Here is a 14,795-nt window from a genome sequence, read left to right as displayed (position 1 = left end):
TCGCCGCTACCGGGCATGGCCGCGCAGCACGAGCAGCGTCGCGCCGGTCGACAGGCCGAAGAACACGTGGCCGAACAGGCTGACCCACTGGGCGTCGCCGACCACGAACACCAGGTCGCGCATCGCCGGGTCGGCCGTGACGCCCAGCCACAGCGGCATGACCAGCAGCGCGCCGACGACCCACCACGCCACCCCGTAGAGCAGGCTCAGCGCGTAGACGGGCACCACGGCGTCGGGCAGCTTCCCGCTCAGCACGCCGAACAGCGCGCCGGCGACCGCCGAGACCACCAGGTGCACGGCGAGGCCGACGACGGCGTTGTCGACGCCGACCAGCAGGCCGACCAGGGGCAGCGTCCCCAGCCCGGCCATCAGCAGCCCGAACACCAGGCCGCCGGCGAGCCCGGCGAGCGCGCCGTGGCGGACGCGCGAGGCCGGTGCGGCGCCCGGTGGCGCGGCGGTGGTCGTGGGCGCAGCGGTTGTCGCGGGCACGGTCGACTCCTTCGTCCGGGGGGCGTCAGTTGTAGGGCATGGTGGGGAACCAGCCGAAGCCGAACAGCGACGGCACGCGCAGGTCCCAGTAGACGAGCAGGAAGACGCCGAGGGCGATGAGCAGCCCGGCGCTGACCGCGGTCGTGCGGCGCGAACCGCCCGCCGACCAGCGCGGGAACCGGCCCCGGGTCACGAGGGCGAGCACGACGAGCACCAGGACGGCCAGCAGCACGTTGCCGACCGACTGGAGCACGAACGCGCCCGCGCCGTAGAGCGGGTTGCCCGACTCCACCGCCGAGCGGAACAGCTTGATGAACAACGGGTAGGGCCGTCCGATGAGGAACGCCCCGACCAGCACGCCGAGCACCACCACGCGGGCCGCGGGCCGGTCGCGGAACGGGTCGCGGACCACGCCGAGCGAGGCCAGGCCCAGCAGGGCCAGGGCCAGGCCGACCACGCCGAACACGACGGACGCCTGGAGCAGGCGCACCGGCACGGACCCTACGGTGGCGGACGACAGCTGCGGCAGCCCCGGCCCGACCAGCACGCCGACCGCGCCGTAGAGCGCCGACACGCCGACCATGCCCGCCGTGAACAGCCCCAGGGGCCGCAGCAGGGGCTTCACCGCGCCGGTCGTCGCGCCGGACGCCTGGCCCATCGGCCCGAGGGACGCGGCCATCGCGATGTTGCACGCGGTGAACGTGCCCGCCAGCCCGGAGACGAACGCGAACACCAGGCCCGAGGCGGTGCCGGCGATCGACACCGCGGCGGCGTCCTCGCCGAGCAGCGCGCCGGCGACGTTCGCGCCGATCACGTGGTCGACGAACTCGTAGGACCAGAGGACGGCGAGCAGCACCCCGGCGGCGGCGCTGCCCGCGATCAGCCGACCCCGCCGGACGGGGCGGTCGATGTCGACGTCGGTTCGGACGTGGGCCACGGCGTTCACCTCGCTGGTTCGGTCCGGTGGTCCCGGCGGACCCACTGTCCGCCGGGCCGCACGGGTGGTGCTACTCCCGGTGTGCTGTCCTGCGGCCGGCGCGCTCCCCCGCCTGCCGGGGCGTCACGGCCCCGGTCTCGGCGAGCCACCGCACGGTGTCCGCGACGGTGTCGGCGAACGGCCGGGGCGCGAGGCCGAGCGTGCTCGCCGCCGGGTCGACGCGGACCGCCGCGCCGACCGTGGCGATCGCCTCGTGCTCGGCCGGGACGTGCCACGGCCAGAGGGGTTGGACGAGGTCGGTGAGCCGGCCCACCGGCGCCATCAGCGCGGCGGGCAGGAACACCGCGGGCAGCGCGCGCCCCGAGGCCCGCCGGACCTCCGCCACGTACTGCCGGGTGGTCAGGTGGTGGCCGGGGCCGAAGTGCGCCCCGGTGACGCCCGGGTCGAGCAGCGCGACGTGCAGCGCCGCGGTGTCCCGCACGTCGCCGATCTGGAGGCCGCCCGCGGGCCACACCGGCATGATGCCGCGCAGGGTGTCGCGCAGCCGCCGCACCTGGTCGCCGAGCTTGGGGTCGTGCGGCCCGAGGAGGGCCGGCGGTCGGCTGACCACCACCGGCGCCCCCTCCCGCTGGTGCCGCCGCGCGATCTCCTCCGAGGCGGCCTTGCTCGCCGCGTACGGCTCGCGCGGTGCGCCCACCGGCGAGTCGTCGCCGATCACCCGCACGCCGGGGCCGAACAGGGCCGCCGTGCTGGACACGTGCACGACCCTGCCCGTCCCGGCGCGGCGGGCGGCGTCGAGCACCACCCCGGTGCCCCGGGCGTTGGTGCGCCGCACGGCGGCGCGCAGGCGGCGGTCGAACGAGTACACCGACGCCGCGTGCACCACCGCGTCCGCGCCGCGCACCGCCGCGGCGACCGACCGCTCGTCGGTCACGTCGCCCACCGCGGCGTCCACCGCGCCGGGCGGCACCCCCAGCGGCCGAAGAGCCGCGTCCACCGCGCCGGTCGCGCGGACCAGCAGGCGGACCCGGTGGCCGGCGCGCACCAGCGCCGCCACCGTGTGCGCCCCGACGAACCCGGTTCCCCCGGTGACGGTCACCAGCACGGTCCCGCTCCTCCCGCTCGACGTCAGACCCGGTGGAACGCGCTGCCGTAGAACAGCAGCGCCCCGCCGCCCGCGCCGCGGCGGCAGTCGAGCACCTCGCCGACGAAGATGGTGTGGTCGCCGCCCTCGTAGCGGTGCACGAGCCGGCACTCCAGCCAGGCCAGGGCGCCGCACAGCAGGGGCGCGCCGCTGCGCGGCCCCTCCAGCCACTCCACCGCGTCGAACTGCTCGGCCCCGAGCGGCCTGCGCTTGTCCGCGAAGTACTCCGCGGTGTCGCGCTGGTCGGCGCCCATGATGGACACCGCGAACCGCCCGGCGCCGTCGATCGCCCGGTGCATCACCGCCGAGCGGGCCACGCAGCACAGCACCAGCGGCGGGTCCAGCGACACGGACGTGAAGGCGTTGGCCGTCATGCCGTGCACGTGCTCGCCCCCGACCGCCAGCACGGTGACCCCGGTCGCGAACAGGGACATGGCCTCCCGCAGCGAGGTCTGCTCCATCGTGGACGCGGACTGCCGCACGGTCATCCCCCCAGCCCGGCGCGCGCGAGCACCGGTGCCCCGGCGTAGGGCGCGAGCGCCCGGCGCAGGTCCTCGGGCACCCGGGCGGGCACGGTGTCGGTGTTCGGGCCGCGCATGCACGCGATCCGCTGGCGCCCCTTGGCGACCAGGACCTCCTGGCCGTCGGTGATTTTGACGTAGTCGAAGCTGAACTGGACCTGCGTCTGGGTCAGCTCCTCCAGCCGCATCCGCACCGACAGCTCGTCGAAGGCGGTGATCTCGGCGAAGAACTCGCACTCGACCTTGAGGGTGAACAGCTTGAGGTCGTCGCGGACCTCGTCCAGCACGGACGGGGCCTTCTCCTTGAGGAACATCTCCCGGCAGCGGCCCTGCCAGCGCAGGTAGTTCACGTAGTACACGTTGCCGACGAGGTTGGTCTCCTCGAACCCGACGGTGTGGCGGATCTCGTAGTAGCTGGTCACGTCAGTCCTCCTTGCCCACGAGCACCGCGAACACCACCGGCTCGGGCCGGCCGTCCACGGTGGTCACCCAGGTGGCGACCCGCGCGTCGCCGGTCGACAGCACCGCCCAGCCGTCCGGGTGGACCCGGTCGACGGTCAGCGCCTGCGTGGTGGACCCGGTCTTGCGCAGGCACTCCAGCGCGCCCCACACCCGCGTCCCGGCCACGTCCGGGGACTCGCCCGCCTCGGCGGCGAGCAGGTCCCGCACGGCGAGCGGGTCGCCGCCCAGCAGCCCGGCCCAGTCGTCCGCGCCGCGCGGCACGACGGTCTCGACGTCCACGGCGAGCGCACCGCCGGCCGCCGCCGCCGCGAACGTCAGGCCCGCGCCGTGCGAGGCGGACACCGCGGCGCCGTCGACCTCGGGCCTGCCGTCGGGCCGGTAGCGGACCTCCACCGGCCGGTCCAGCGCCCGGCTCAGCGCCAGCGCCGTCTGCGCCCGCCGCCCGGGCACCGCGTCGGTCGGGTCGGGCTCGACGACGACCGCGCGGCTGCCGCCCAGGACGCGCTCCAGGGAGCGCTCCAGGTAGGACCCGAGCATGGTCGGCGTCCACGGTCCCGCGCCGTCGCGCTTGCGCACGGCCCGCAGCACCAGGCCCTCCCAGCGCTCGACGAGCCGCCCCTCCGGGTCGCGCACGTCGAGGTCGTAGGTGTAGCTGTCGCCGTCCTGCGCGCGCTCGCGGGCGTCCAGGACGACGTACTCGGCGAGCTGGTCCCCGGGCGCGGCCAGGTACAGCCGTTCCACGCTCTCCGGCAGCAGCGTCGCGTCCGGCACGCAGCACTGGATGGCGTGCATCATCACGTCCCGCGTGCCGGGGTCGGCGAGCAGCCGGTCCTGCGGCAGGAACGGGGCGAACCAGGAGGCGGTGGGCGCGGTGGCGACCTCGGCCACCGCGTGCCGGGCCGAGGCCCGCCGGTAGCCCTGGAGGCGCTGGAACCGCTTGCCCTGGAACAGCACCGAGCCGTACAGCTCGGTGACCGGGTCGACCGGCACGAGCGGCAGCGCGGCGGCCCCGTCGACCGGCTCGCCGGGGACCTCCGGTCGCGGGAACCGCAGCCGGGCCCGGAAGTGGTCGGCGGAGAACCCGGTGTCCTCGGACCGGATGACCACGTCCACGGTCCCCGCGCCGCGGGCCAGCGCCGCCAGCCGCACGGTCAGCGTGCCGCCGGGCCGCACCACCACCGGCCGCAGGAACCGCACGTCCTCCAGCACCGGCGGCGCGTCGTGCCCGGTCAGCGCGGCGGCGACCTGGGTCATCGCCTCCATGCCGATGACCGCCGGGAACAGCAGGTCGCCCTCCAGCAGGTGGTCGCCCAGGTAGGGGTCGCTGGTGTCGGACAGCTCGGCCTCGGTGACCAGCTCCACGCCCGGGTAGTGCACCACCACGCGGTCCACGAACCGGGTCAGCGGCAGCTCGGCGCGCTCCTGCTCCAGCGTGGGCAGCCCGGCGGCGCGGCCGGAGACGACGAGCACGGGACCGACCTCCGGGTCGGCCAGCACCTCGCGCAGCACGGCGATGCCCGCGTCGGTGGAGATGGGCGTGATGCCGTCGCGCACCAGGGCCTCGACGACGCCCAGCCGCTCCCCCATGCCCGCGCCGGACCAGACCGACCACTCCAGCGCCAGCACGCGCGCCGCCGGGTGCTCCCGCCCGAACCGGACGGTCAGCTCGGTCATCCAGTCGTTGGCCGTGGCGTAGTGCGCCTCGCCGCGCAGGCCGGCGCGGCCGATGATGCTGCCGAAGGTGATCAGCAGCTTGACGCGGTCGGCGTTCACGGCGGACAGCACCGCCTCCAGACCGGTGGTCTTCGGGGCGAGGGTGGCGCGGAAGTCCTCCTCGGACAGGCCGGTCAGCGCGCGGGGCTCGTTGCGGCCCGCGCCGTGCAGCACGGCGGTGACCTCGCCCAGCTCCTCGCGGAACCGCTCGACGGCGGCGGCGACCTGCTCGGCGGAGGTGACGTCGGCGCGCTCGTAGCGGTGCGCGATGCCGGCGGCGGTCATCCGGGCCAGGTTGGCGGCCAGCTCGGCGTCCTGCTCCGGGTCGGCGCGGCCGACCAGGGCCAGGGACGCGCCCGAGTCGCCGGCGATGGCGATGGCGCACTCTGCGGTGATGCCCTTGCCGCCGCCGGTGACCAGCAGGACGTCGCCGGGCTCCAGCGGTGTGCCGCTCGTGCCGGCGGCGGTCGTGCCGGTGCCCGTCGTGCCGGTGCCGGTCGTGCCGGCGGCGGGCACGGCGGTGTGGGGCACGGCGGTGAGCACCGGCACGGTCCGCGTGCCGTCGGCGTCGTAGCGGACCTGGGAGAAGCCGGTCGTCGCGGCCACCTCGGCGACGACCCGGGCCACCGCGTCGGCGTCGCCGGCGGGCCCGGGGGCCAGGTCGACCACCGTCACCGGGAGGTGCGGGGCCTCCAGGTGCAGCGTGCGGGCCAGGCCGGACGCGCCCAGCTCGTGCTGCACGACCGCCAGCCGCCGACCGGAGGCCAGCGCGTCGCGCGCCGCCGTCAGGAACAGGCCCACGTGCGCGTCACCGCCTTCCGGCGGCAGGAGCAGCAGCACGCCGTCGCCGGGCAGCGCGGTCGCCAGCGGCCCGGCCAGCGGGTGCCCCTCGGGCGCGTGCACCGACCAGTCGCCCGGCGCGGCGGGCGCGACGGGGGCGAGCGGGCGTTCGACGTGCCGGACCAGGAACGGGCGCACCCACGGCGCCACGCCGGGCACCTCGCCGGCGGCCTGCTCGTCGTCGTGCGCGGTGGCGGCCAGCTCGTCGATCAGCTCGGCCAGCTCGCCCAGCCGCACGGTGGCGAAGTTCGGCGTGGCCTCCAGCGCCGGGCGGCCCATGCCGCGGGTGACCTCGTTGACGAGCTGGCCGACCGTGATGGAGCTGAGGTGCAGGTCGTCCAGCGGGTGGGTGGACGCGGTGACGGCGTCGAGCGGCAGCTCCACGCGCTCCGCGGCGAGCCGCCGCAGCAGGTCCAGGGTGGACTCGCCACCGCCCGCCGGGGACCCGGACGTCCCGGCGGGCACGGCGGTGCCCCCCGTCTCGGCCGGCTCGGTCGGCAGCAGGGCGGCGTCCAGGGCGGGCGCGGTCTCGCAGGGGCTGGCCAGGAACGTCATCGCGCCGTCCAGCGGCAGGTCGCGGACGACCCGGTCGCCGAACAGGGCGTCGGTGCGAACCGGCACGCCCAGCGCGTGGGCCGCGGCGACGACGGTCAGCAACGGTGTCAGGGAGGCGCTGTCGGTGTCCACGGCCAGCACGGGCTTGCCGGGGGCGATCTGCTCCAGCAGACCGGTCAGGACGCGCCCGGGACCGACCTCGACGACCAGGTCGGCGGTGGCGGCGGCCTGGGCGGCGGCCTCGTGGAACCGGACCGGCAGGGTGATCTGGTCGCGCAGCAGCGCGCGCAGGTCGGTGTCGGCCGCCAGCACCCCGCCGGTGACCGAGGAGTACACGGGGCGGATCAGCCGGCCCAGGTCGAAGTCGAGCAGCCGCTCGGCCATCGCCTCGGCCGCCGGGGCGACCAGCGGCGAGTGGAAGGCGTGCGAGACGGCCACGCGGGTGGCGTGCACGCCGGCGGCGCGGGCCACCGCGCACACCCGGTCCACGGCCTCGGCCGGGCCGGACAGCACGGTCTGCGCGGGACCGTTGTAGCCCGCGACCACGACGTCCTCGCCGGCGGCCAGCTCCAGGGCGCGCTCCGGCCCGGTGGCGAGGCCCGCCATCGCACCACCGCCGCGGCTCGCGTTCGCCATGACGTGCCCGCGCTCGACGGCCAGCCGCAGCACGCGGCCCGCGTCGAGCGCGCCGCCCCAGTGCAGGGCGGTCAGCTCGCCGAGGCTGTGGCCCACGGCCGTGTCGGCCTCCACGCCCAGCTCCCGCAGCACCCGCAGCGCGGCCAGCGAGCCGGCGACGATGCGCGGCTGCGCGACCTCGGTGGCGACCTGGTCGCCGCCGGTGGGCAGGCCCGCGTCGCGGAAGACCTCCTCGGCGGCGGCGAAGCGGCGCCGGACCGCGCCGACCGCGCCGCGCCCGGACCCCTGGCCGGGGAACAGGAACGCCACCCGGGGCGCCTCCGGCCGGTCGTCGAGGAACACGCCGTCGACGGCGTCGAGAACGGTCGCGCCCCGGTCGGCGGCGTCGATCAGCCTGCCGACGCCGCGCTCGGCCTCCTCGGGCGCGCGGGCCACGACGGCGGCCCGCAGCGGCGCGCCGGTCAGCCGCGCGGCCAGCGCCGCCGCCAGGTCGCCCAGCTCGGCGAACGCCAGCTTCGGCAGCAGCGCGGCGACCTCCGCCAGCCGGGCCTTGAGCGTCGCGCGGTCGCCGGCGTCGAACAGCAGCACCTCGGCGTCCTGGCGGCCCGCGACCACCTCGGTGGTGCGCTCGTCGAGCCGGTCGCGGCGGGGCGCGTCGGGCGCGGCCTCCAGCGCGATGTGGGTGTTGATGCCGCCGAAGCCCATCGCGGACACGCCGGCGCGCACCGGGCGGTCCGCCGGCCACAGCTCGGCCTCGCGCGGCACGTACAGCACGGCGTCGTCGGCGGTCAGCTTCGGGTGCGGGTCGTACTGCCCGGTGCCCGGCGGGATGACCTGGTGGTGCACCGCCAGCGCGGCCTTGATCAGCCCGGCGACGCCGGCCGCCGCCTTGGTGTGCCCGAAGTTGCCCTTGACGCTGCTCAGCGCGGCCGGGCGGGCGGCGGGGTCGGCGGCGCGGCGGGCGGAGGACAGCGCCTCGATCTCGGTCTCGTCGCCCAGCGCGGTGCCGGTGCCGTGGCCCTCGAAGTAGGAGACGGTCTCCACGCCGTACCCGGCGCGGCCGTAGGCCCGGTGCAGCGCCAGGCGGTGCCCCTCCGCCTCGGGGCGGGTGATGCCGCCCTTGCCGTCGGAGGACAGGCCCCACCCGGCGATGGTCGCGTACACGCGCAGGCCCCTGGCCAGCGCGTCGTCCTCGCGCAGCAGCACCAGCGCGCCCGCGCCCTCGCCGGGCCAGAACCCGTTGGAGTCCTTGTCGTAGACCTTCATCTCGCGCCGGGCCAGCGCGCCGGTCTTGGCGAAGCCGATGACCTCGAAGGGGTCGATCGACAGGTCGACGCCGCCCGCGATCGCCACGTCCAGGTCGCCCTCGACGAGGGACTTCGCGGCGGTGGCGACCGACAGCAGCGACGAGGAGCACGCGCCGTCCACGGTGTAGCCGCCGCCGTGCAGGTCGAAGTGGTTGCAGATGCGGCCGGCGATGGTGTTGGCCAGGCCGCCCGCCAGCGAGTCCTCGTCGATCGGCGGGAACGGGGCCTTGTACTGGACCTCCAGGTCGCGCAGGAAATCCGCCGTCTCGTCCTCGGGCCAGCCCTTCGCGGTCAGCGCGGCGGCGACCGTGCGCCGGACGTAGGGCCAGCGCAGGCGCATGATGTTGGCGCGGGAGAACTCGCCGGTCAGGCTGTTGCCGAACAGGACGCCGGTGGTGCGCCTCGGCAGCCCCTCGCCGTCCGGGAAGCCCGCGTCGGCCAGCGCGTGCGCGGCGACGTCCAGGGCCAGCCAGTGCGTCGTGTCCGTGGCGCGGAACGTGCTGCCCGCCACCCGGTAGCGCACCCGGTCGAACTCGAAGTCGCGCAGCACCGCCGCCATCGCGGAGTAGAAGCGGTCCGGCGCCTCGGGGTCCGGGGAGTAGTAGTCGGCCCGGTTCATCCGTTCGTCGGGCAGCCTGCGGAAGGCCCGTCGCCCGGCCAGGACGTTCTCCCAGAGCTCCCCGGTGGAACCGGCATCGGGGTAGCGCAACCCGATCCCGACGATTGCGATCCGCTCACTGCTCATGCTTTCACCGTCTCCGTGACCATCGGGTTCCAGTCTGAGGAATGCCGTTGTGCGGAAATGCGTCGAACGCACGAACGGCGGTTCCGGGAATGCGCGCCAACCGATGGTGCCGGACGCGAGGACGGCGTTGCTTCTCCGGATGTGCCCTCTGACCTGCGCTTTTAGAATAACAGCGTGATTTGTTTTTCCGAGTGGCCGCTCACCGGACCCGGCCGCCACCGTGCGGTTGTCCGAAGCGCGCGTGCCGGGTGCGCAATTCCGGAGAAGCATTCCGGCCGCCCGGCCGGGATGCTGTGCGGACCCGACGAGAGGACACCCGTGCCCATCCCCACCGAACCCATCGGCAGCGTGCCCCGCCCCGCCGAGCTGATCCGCGGCCACCGGGAGCACGCGGAGGGGCGCATCGACGACGCCGCGCTCCGGGAGCTGGTCGACGCGGCGCTGGAGGACACGGTGCGCCGCATGGAGGCCACCGGGTCCCCGGTCGTCACCGACGGCGAGCAGGACAAGCCGAGCTTCGTCACCTACCCGCTGGCGGGCCTGCCGAACCTGTCGCCCGACGGCGCGGTGATCCCGTTCGCCGACGGCCACACCCGGCAGCTGCCGGTGCTCACCCGCGGGCCGTTCCGGTACGCCGCGCACGCCGTCGACCAGCTGCGCGCCACCCTGCGGCTGACGGACCTGCCGGTGAAGCAGGCCGTCATCGCCCCGTCGGCGCTGAGCCTGCTCTACCCGGCGGGCGGTCTCGACGGCTACCCGCGCGAGCGGTTCCTCGCCGACCTGGTGGACGAGACGGCGGCCGACGTCGCGGCCTGCCTGGCGGCGGGCGCCGACTCGGTGCAGATGGACTTCACCGAGGGCAGGCTGTCGCTCAAGCTCGACCCGTCCGGCGGGCTGCTGCGGGACTTCACCGCCCTGCACGCCGCCGTGCTGGAGCGGTTCTCCGCCGGGGAGCGCGCCCGGATCGGCGTGCACACCTGCCCCGGCGGCGACCAGGACTCCACGCACAGCGCGGACGTCGACTGCGCCGAGCTGCTGCCGACGCTGTTCGCGGTGCCGGCGGGCCGGTTCTACGTGCAGCTCGCCGGCGAGCCCGACCGGCGGCGGGTGCTGGCCGTGATCCGCGACCACCTGCCCGCCGACGCCGTGGTGTTCGTCGGTGTCGTCGACCCGATCGACCCGCGCGTGGAGACGCCCGAGGAGGTGCGCGACCGCGTGCTGGAGGCGGCCGAGTTCATCCCGCCGGGCCGGCTCGGCACGTGCGACGACTGCGGGTTCGCGCCGTTCGCGGACGACACGTCCACCTCGCGCGACACCGCGTTCGCCAAGATCACCGCCCGGGTGGAGGGCACGCGGCTGGCCGCCGCCGCGCTCGGCGCCTGACCGGCGCGGACGCGCCCCGACCGCACCCGCCGCCGCCGCGCGGACGGCGGCGGCGGGGGTCAGGGCATGCGGAGCTTGCGCAGGAAGGCGGGGAGCAGCCACGGGCGCCGCCCCCACACCACCAGCGACCCGCTCAACGCCGCCCGCGCCCGGCTCCTCCGCCGGAACAGCACCAGGTCGAGCTCGGCCGGCCGGAACCGGAGGTGCACGTCGACGTCCGCGCCCGGCTCCTCCACCCTGGCCACGCCGTCCTCCAGCACCATCACCAGCGGGACGGTGTGGTCGGAGTGGAACCGCACCGCGATCCGCCTCGGGCGCACGGGGCGGCCGTCCAGCAGGCGGCCGTAGCCGTGCCGGGTGAGGTCGACCAGGAACAGGTCGACGAACAGCGCGGCGTGCTCGTCGGGCACGCGCCACGGCCGCCCGGTCGCGCGGGCGACGTCGTGGCCGTGCACCAGCAGCTCGTTCGCCAGGTGCGCGAACACGCCGGCCAGCGACAGCCGGGAACCGCCGAGCCAGCCGTGCACGCGCTCGGGGTCGGCGTCGGCGGTGGTGTCCAGCAGCTCCGCGACCGAGGCGCGCAGCAGCTCCGCCAGCCGGGCCGGGTCGCGCTCGGTGAAGCTCGCCAGCTGCACTGGGTTGACCTCGGTGGCGAGCGTGTCGAGCGTGGCGCCCGCCATGCGCGGGCGGACCTCGGGGATGGGGAAGCTCTTCGCGCCGTCGGCGACGACCGCGGTGTTGTTCCAGGCGATGCCGGTCACGTGCGCCGCCGTCTCGGCGACCGTCCAGTGCTCGGTGGCCCGGGCGCCCGGGTCGGGTGCGGACGCGACCAGGTCGGCGAACCGCTCGCCGGCCTCGCGGACGGCGGCACGGGCCGTCGCCCACCGCTCGGGCGTGACGCGGCTCGCCGCCGGCGTGCCGGGTCCGGGTGAGTTCCCCATCGGTCCGCCTCCCCGCCCGGGTCCCGGGCTCCGACTCTCCGACGTGGGCCAGCGTGCCGGTCCCGCGCCGGCCCGCGCACCTCCCCCGTTGCCCTCCGCGTCAGAGCACCCGCGCCGGCGCACCCGCGTCAGAGCACCCGCGTCGGAGCACCCGCGTCGGAGCACCCGCGTCGGCGGTCGACGCCCACGAGCACGGGAGGAGTAGTGGCTCCGCCGCCCGTCCCCCGACGATCGAACCGGGTGGCGCTCCGCCACCGCGAGCACCTCAGGACACACAGGGGGCGATCTTGACGACGTTCACCGGTCGCCTGCTCCGGCTGCCCGGCCTCGTGCTGCGCGGGTCGTGGGTGGGCGCGGTCGTGCTCGGTCACGCCCTGGCCGTCGGCGCGTCGGCGGTCACCGCCCGCCTGCGGCGCGGCGCGGGCGGCCCGGGCCTGCGCGACGGCGAGCGCTGGGTGCGGACGCTGACCCGGCTCGGCCCCTCCTACACCAAGATCGGCCAGCTGCTGAGCACGCGGCGCGACCTGCTGCCCGAGTCCGTCACCACGCCGCTGGCCCGCCTCACCGACTCGGCCTCCCCGCCGCGCCGACGCCGCGTCGAGCGGGCCGTGCGGCGCGCCTACCGGGACCGGCCGTGGCCGTTCCGGGAGTTCGACTGGGAGCCGGTGGCCTGCGGCAGCATCGCCACCGTCCACGAGGCGGTCACCCTGGACGGCCGGCGCGTCGCGGTCAAGGTGCGCCGCCCCGGCATCGCGGGCGTCATGCGCCGGGACTTCGCGCTGGCCGCCGCCGCGATGACGGCGCTGGGCGCGCTGCCCCGGCTGCGCCGGATGCCGTTCAAGCTCATGCACGCCCAGGTGGGCGGCGCGGTCCTGCGGCAGCTGGACTTCCGGGCCGAGGCCGACGCGCTCGCCGCGCTGCGCGCCAACCTGGCCGGGTTCGACAACGTCCGCATCCCGGAGCCGCTGCCCGAGCTGTGCACCGACGAGACCGTCGTCATGGAGTACCTCCCCGACCTGACCCGCTTCGAGCCCGGCGAGCTGGACGCCGACACGCGCCGCGCCGTCGTGCGCGCGGTGCTGGCCGCCATCTACGAGATGCTGTTCGTCGACGGCGTGGTGCACTGCGACCTGCACCCCGGCAACCTGTACTTCGACCGCCGCGCGCACCTCGTGGTGCTGGACGCGGGTTTCGTGATCCGCCTGCCCGACGCGGTGCGCCGGTCGTTCGCGGACTTCTTCATCAACATGGCGCTCGGCGACGGCTGGATGTGCGGGCAGATCGTCATCGACAGCGCCGCGCACGTCGCCGCGGACAGCGACCTGGAGGGCTTCCGCACCGGGCTGCGGGAGCTGGTCGCGGAGACGTCCGGCGCGCGGTCCGGCGAGTTCGACCTCGCGCGCTTCGCCGGGCGGCTGTTCGACCTCCAGCGCCGGTTCGGCCTGTTCCCCGCACCCGAGTTCGCCTTCCCCCTGCTGTCGCTGCTGGTCATCGAGGGGATGGTCAAGGGGTTCGACTCCGACGTCGACTTCCAGGCGGAGGCGGTACCGGTCCTGCGCCGCCGCAACACCCCACGCGCTGCCGAAACCACTGCTGAAAGGTGAGTCGAGCATGGACGCAACCACCCACGTCCGGGTGCCGCTGATTGCCGAGGACCAGGCCGAGGGCCGCCTCGCCGAGCTGTACGAGGAGATCAAGCAGGCGACCAACCTGCCGTTCGTGCCGGACATGTTCCGCCTCACGTCCACCCGGCCGGACCTGCTGGAGGCCGTCGTGGCCGGGTACAAGGGCATGTACCTCGGCGGCGTGCTGCCCCGGCAGACGCGGGAGCTGATCTCCGCCTGGACCTCGAAGGTGAACGAGTGCCCGTACTGCGTCGGCACGCACAACTTCTTCTACCGCGCGTTCGGCGGGCCGGAGGAGATCGCGCAGGCCGTCGAGTCCGCCACGACCGCCGACGACCTGCCGGTGGACGACCGCACGAAGGTGCTGCTGCGCCTGCTGACCAAGCTCAGCCGCGAGGCGTACAAGGTCACCGACGAGGACTGGCAGGGCGCCCTGGCGGCGGGCTGGACGGCGGAGGAGCTGCTGGAGGCGTTCTTCACCTCCTCGATGTTCAACTTCATCACCCGCATGGTCGACGGCCTCGGCCTGGGCCTGTCGGTGGCGGCGAGCAGGGTGTCCCAGCAGGAAGTGCCCCAGCAGGAAGTGCCCCAGGAGGCCAAGCAGCAGGAGGCCGGGCAGCAGGGCGGCGTGCCCGCCGGGGGCGAGCGGTGAGCCCGTCGCGCGCGGTCCTGATCACCGGGGTCAACTCCTCGGGCGGCCGGTCCTCCGGGACGGGCCGCGCCACGGCGCTGCGCCTGCACCGCGCCGGCCGGCCGGTCTACGCCACCGGGCGCGCCCTCGACGGGCTCAAGGACCTCGCCGAGGAGGGCATCACCACGCTGCGGGTCGACGTCACCGACGAGGAGTCGATGGTCGCCGCGGTCGAGCGGGTCACCGAGGAGCACGGCTCGGTCGGCGTGCTGGTGAACAACGCCGCGTACAGCCTCAACGGCACCATCGGCGAGACCCCGCTGGAGCAGGTGCGGCGGCAGTTCGAGACGAACTTCTTCGGCCTGTCCCGCATGACGCAGCTCGTGCTGCCGGGGATGCGCGAGCAGCGGTCCGGGCGCGTCGTCATGATGTCGTCGATCTTCGGCCTGTTCGCCACCCCCGGCCGGGGCTACTACCAGGCGACGAAGCACGCCCTGGAGGCCATCAGCGACTCGCTGAGGCTGGAGGTGGCGCCGTGGGGCATCAAGGTGGTCGTCATCGAGCCGTCGCCGATCCTGGGCTCCTTCGTGCCCACCACGGTCGGTGACCTGGACCTGGCCACCGACAGCGACCTGTACGCCGACTTCTGGCGGCGGTTCGTCGAGTGGCACGGCGCCTACCGCGAGGTGGAGAACCCCAAGGGCCGGGGCCGGACCTCGATCCGCTCGGGCAAGGTCGCCGAGGTGGTCGAGAAGGCCATCACGGCCCCGAACCCGCGCATCCGCTACCGGATCGGCATCCCGGTGCGGCTGCTGGGCCCGCAGCGGGCGATCTTCGGCGACCGGGCCTGGGAGGCGTTCGTCACC

11 protein-coding genes are annotated in these 14,795 nt (G+C 75.5%); 4 read left to right on the top strand and 7 right to left on the bottom strand.

Features of this window, described 5'->3' with window-relative positions; all coding sequences use genetic code 11:
- Positions 1-6 precede the first annotated feature (6 nt).
- From ACR807_RS26945 to ACR807_RS26920, 6 genes are all read right to left on the bottom strand, one after another.
- Positions 7-489, bottom strand: a complete 483-nt coding sequence (locus ACR807_RS26945) for a hypothetical protein (protein WP_438924217.1) — start codon at positions 487-489, stop codon at positions 7-9.
- Between the two features lie 25 nt (positions 490-514).
- On the bottom strand, positions 515-1,426 hold the full coding sequence (locus ACR807_RS26940; protein WP_438924216.1) for a hypothetical protein: 912 nt from the start codon (positions 1,424-1,426) through the stop codon (positions 515-517).
- A gap of 70 nt (positions 1,427-1,496) precedes the next feature.
- A complete protein-coding gene (locus ACR807_RS26935; protein WP_438924215.1) occupies positions 1,497-2,531 on the bottom strand; it encodes an SDR family NAD(P)-dependent oxidoreductase in 1,035 nt (344 codons plus the stop codon).
- A gap of 23 nt (positions 2,532-2,554) precedes the next feature.
- Positions 2,555-3,058, bottom strand: coding sequence for a flavin reductase family protein (locus tag ACR807_RS26930; protein ID WP_438924214.1), 504 nt, complete (start codon positions 3,056-3,058; stop codon positions 2,555-2,557).
- Complete coding sequence (locus ACR807_RS26925; RefSeq protein WP_438924213.1) at positions 3,055-3,513, bottom strand: acyl-CoA thioesterase; 459 nt, start codon at positions 3,511-3,513, stop codon at positions 3,055-3,057. Before ACR807_RS26925 ends, ACR807_RS26930 begins: the two co-directional genes overlap by 4 nt.
- Before the next feature lies 1 nt (position 3,514).
- Complete coding sequence (locus tag ACR807_RS26920) at positions 3,515-9,349, bottom strand: type I polyketide synthase (RefSeq protein ID WP_438924212.1); 5,835 nt, start codon at positions 9,347-9,349, stop codon at positions 3,515-3,517.
- A gap of 318 nt (positions 9,350-9,667) precedes the next feature.
- Between ACR807_RS26920 and ACR807_RS26915 the strand changes: the two genes are divergently transcribed.
- Positions 9,668-10,732: a cobalamin-independent methionine synthase II family protein gene (locus tag ACR807_RS26915; RefSeq protein WP_438924211.1), complete on the top strand. Its 1,065-nt coding sequence runs from the start codon at positions 9,668-9,670 to the stop codon at positions 10,730-10,732.
- A gap of 59 nt (positions 10,733-10,791) precedes the next feature.
- On the opposite strand, the gene ACR807_RS26910 is transcribed toward ACR807_RS26915, so the two are convergent.
- On the bottom strand, positions 10,792-11,673 hold the full coding sequence (locus tag ACR807_RS26910) for a maleylpyruvate isomerase family mycothiol-dependent enzyme (protein WP_438924210.1): 882 nt from the start codon (positions 11,671-11,673) through the stop codon (positions 10,792-10,794).
- A 287-nt stretch (positions 11,674-11,960) separates the two neighbouring features.
- Here ACR807_RS26910 and ACR807_RS26905 point away from each other — a divergent pair, with 287 nt between their 5' ends.
- From ACR807_RS26905 to ACR807_RS26895, 3 genes are all read left to right on the top strand, one after another.
- A complete protein-coding gene (locus tag ACR807_RS26905) occupies positions 11,961-13,277 on the top strand; it encodes an ABC1 kinase family protein (protein WP_438924209.1) in 1,317 nt (438 codons plus the stop codon).
- Between the two features lie 7 nt (positions 13,278-13,284).
- Positions 13,285-13,950, top strand: a complete 666-nt coding sequence (locus ACR807_RS26900) for a carboxymuconolactone decarboxylase family protein (RefSeq protein ID WP_438924208.1) — start codon at positions 13,285-13,287, stop codon at positions 13,948-13,950.
- Positions 13,947-14,795: SDR family NAD(P)-dependent oxidoreductase (locus ACR807_RS26895; protein WP_438924207.1), on the top strand; the 849-nt coding region annotated here is incomplete at its 3' end. The genes ACR807_RS26900 and ACR807_RS26895, both read left to right, overlap by 4 nt.

Source organism: Saccharothrix sabaoui, from assembly GCF_051756985.1.
Classification (GTDB): Bacteria; Actinomycetota; Actinomycetes; order Mycobacteriales; family Pseudonocardiaceae; genus Actinosynnema.
Note: the sequence above shows the minus strand (reverse complement) of the source record. Positions and strands in the feature narration are given on the sequence as shown.

Bases quoted from the DNA above. Each gene is read 5' to 3' on its own strand.
- ACR807_RS26900 (WP_438924208.1), top strand. From the start codon at position 13,285: ATGGACGCAACCACCCACGTCCGGGTGCCGCTGATTGCCGAGGACCAG.
- ACR807_RS26930 (WP_438924214.1), bottom strand. From the start codon at position 3,058: ATGACCGTGCGGCAGTCCGCGTCCACGATGGAGCAGACCTCGCTGCGG.
- ACR807_RS26910 (WP_438924210.1), bottom strand. From the start codon at position 11,673: ATGGGGAACTCACCCGGACCCGGCACGCCGGCGGCGAGCCGCGTCACG.
- ACR807_RS26920 (WP_438924212.1), bottom strand. From the start codon at position 9,349: ATGAGCAGTGAGCGGATCGCAATCGTCGGGATCGGGTTGCGCTACCCC.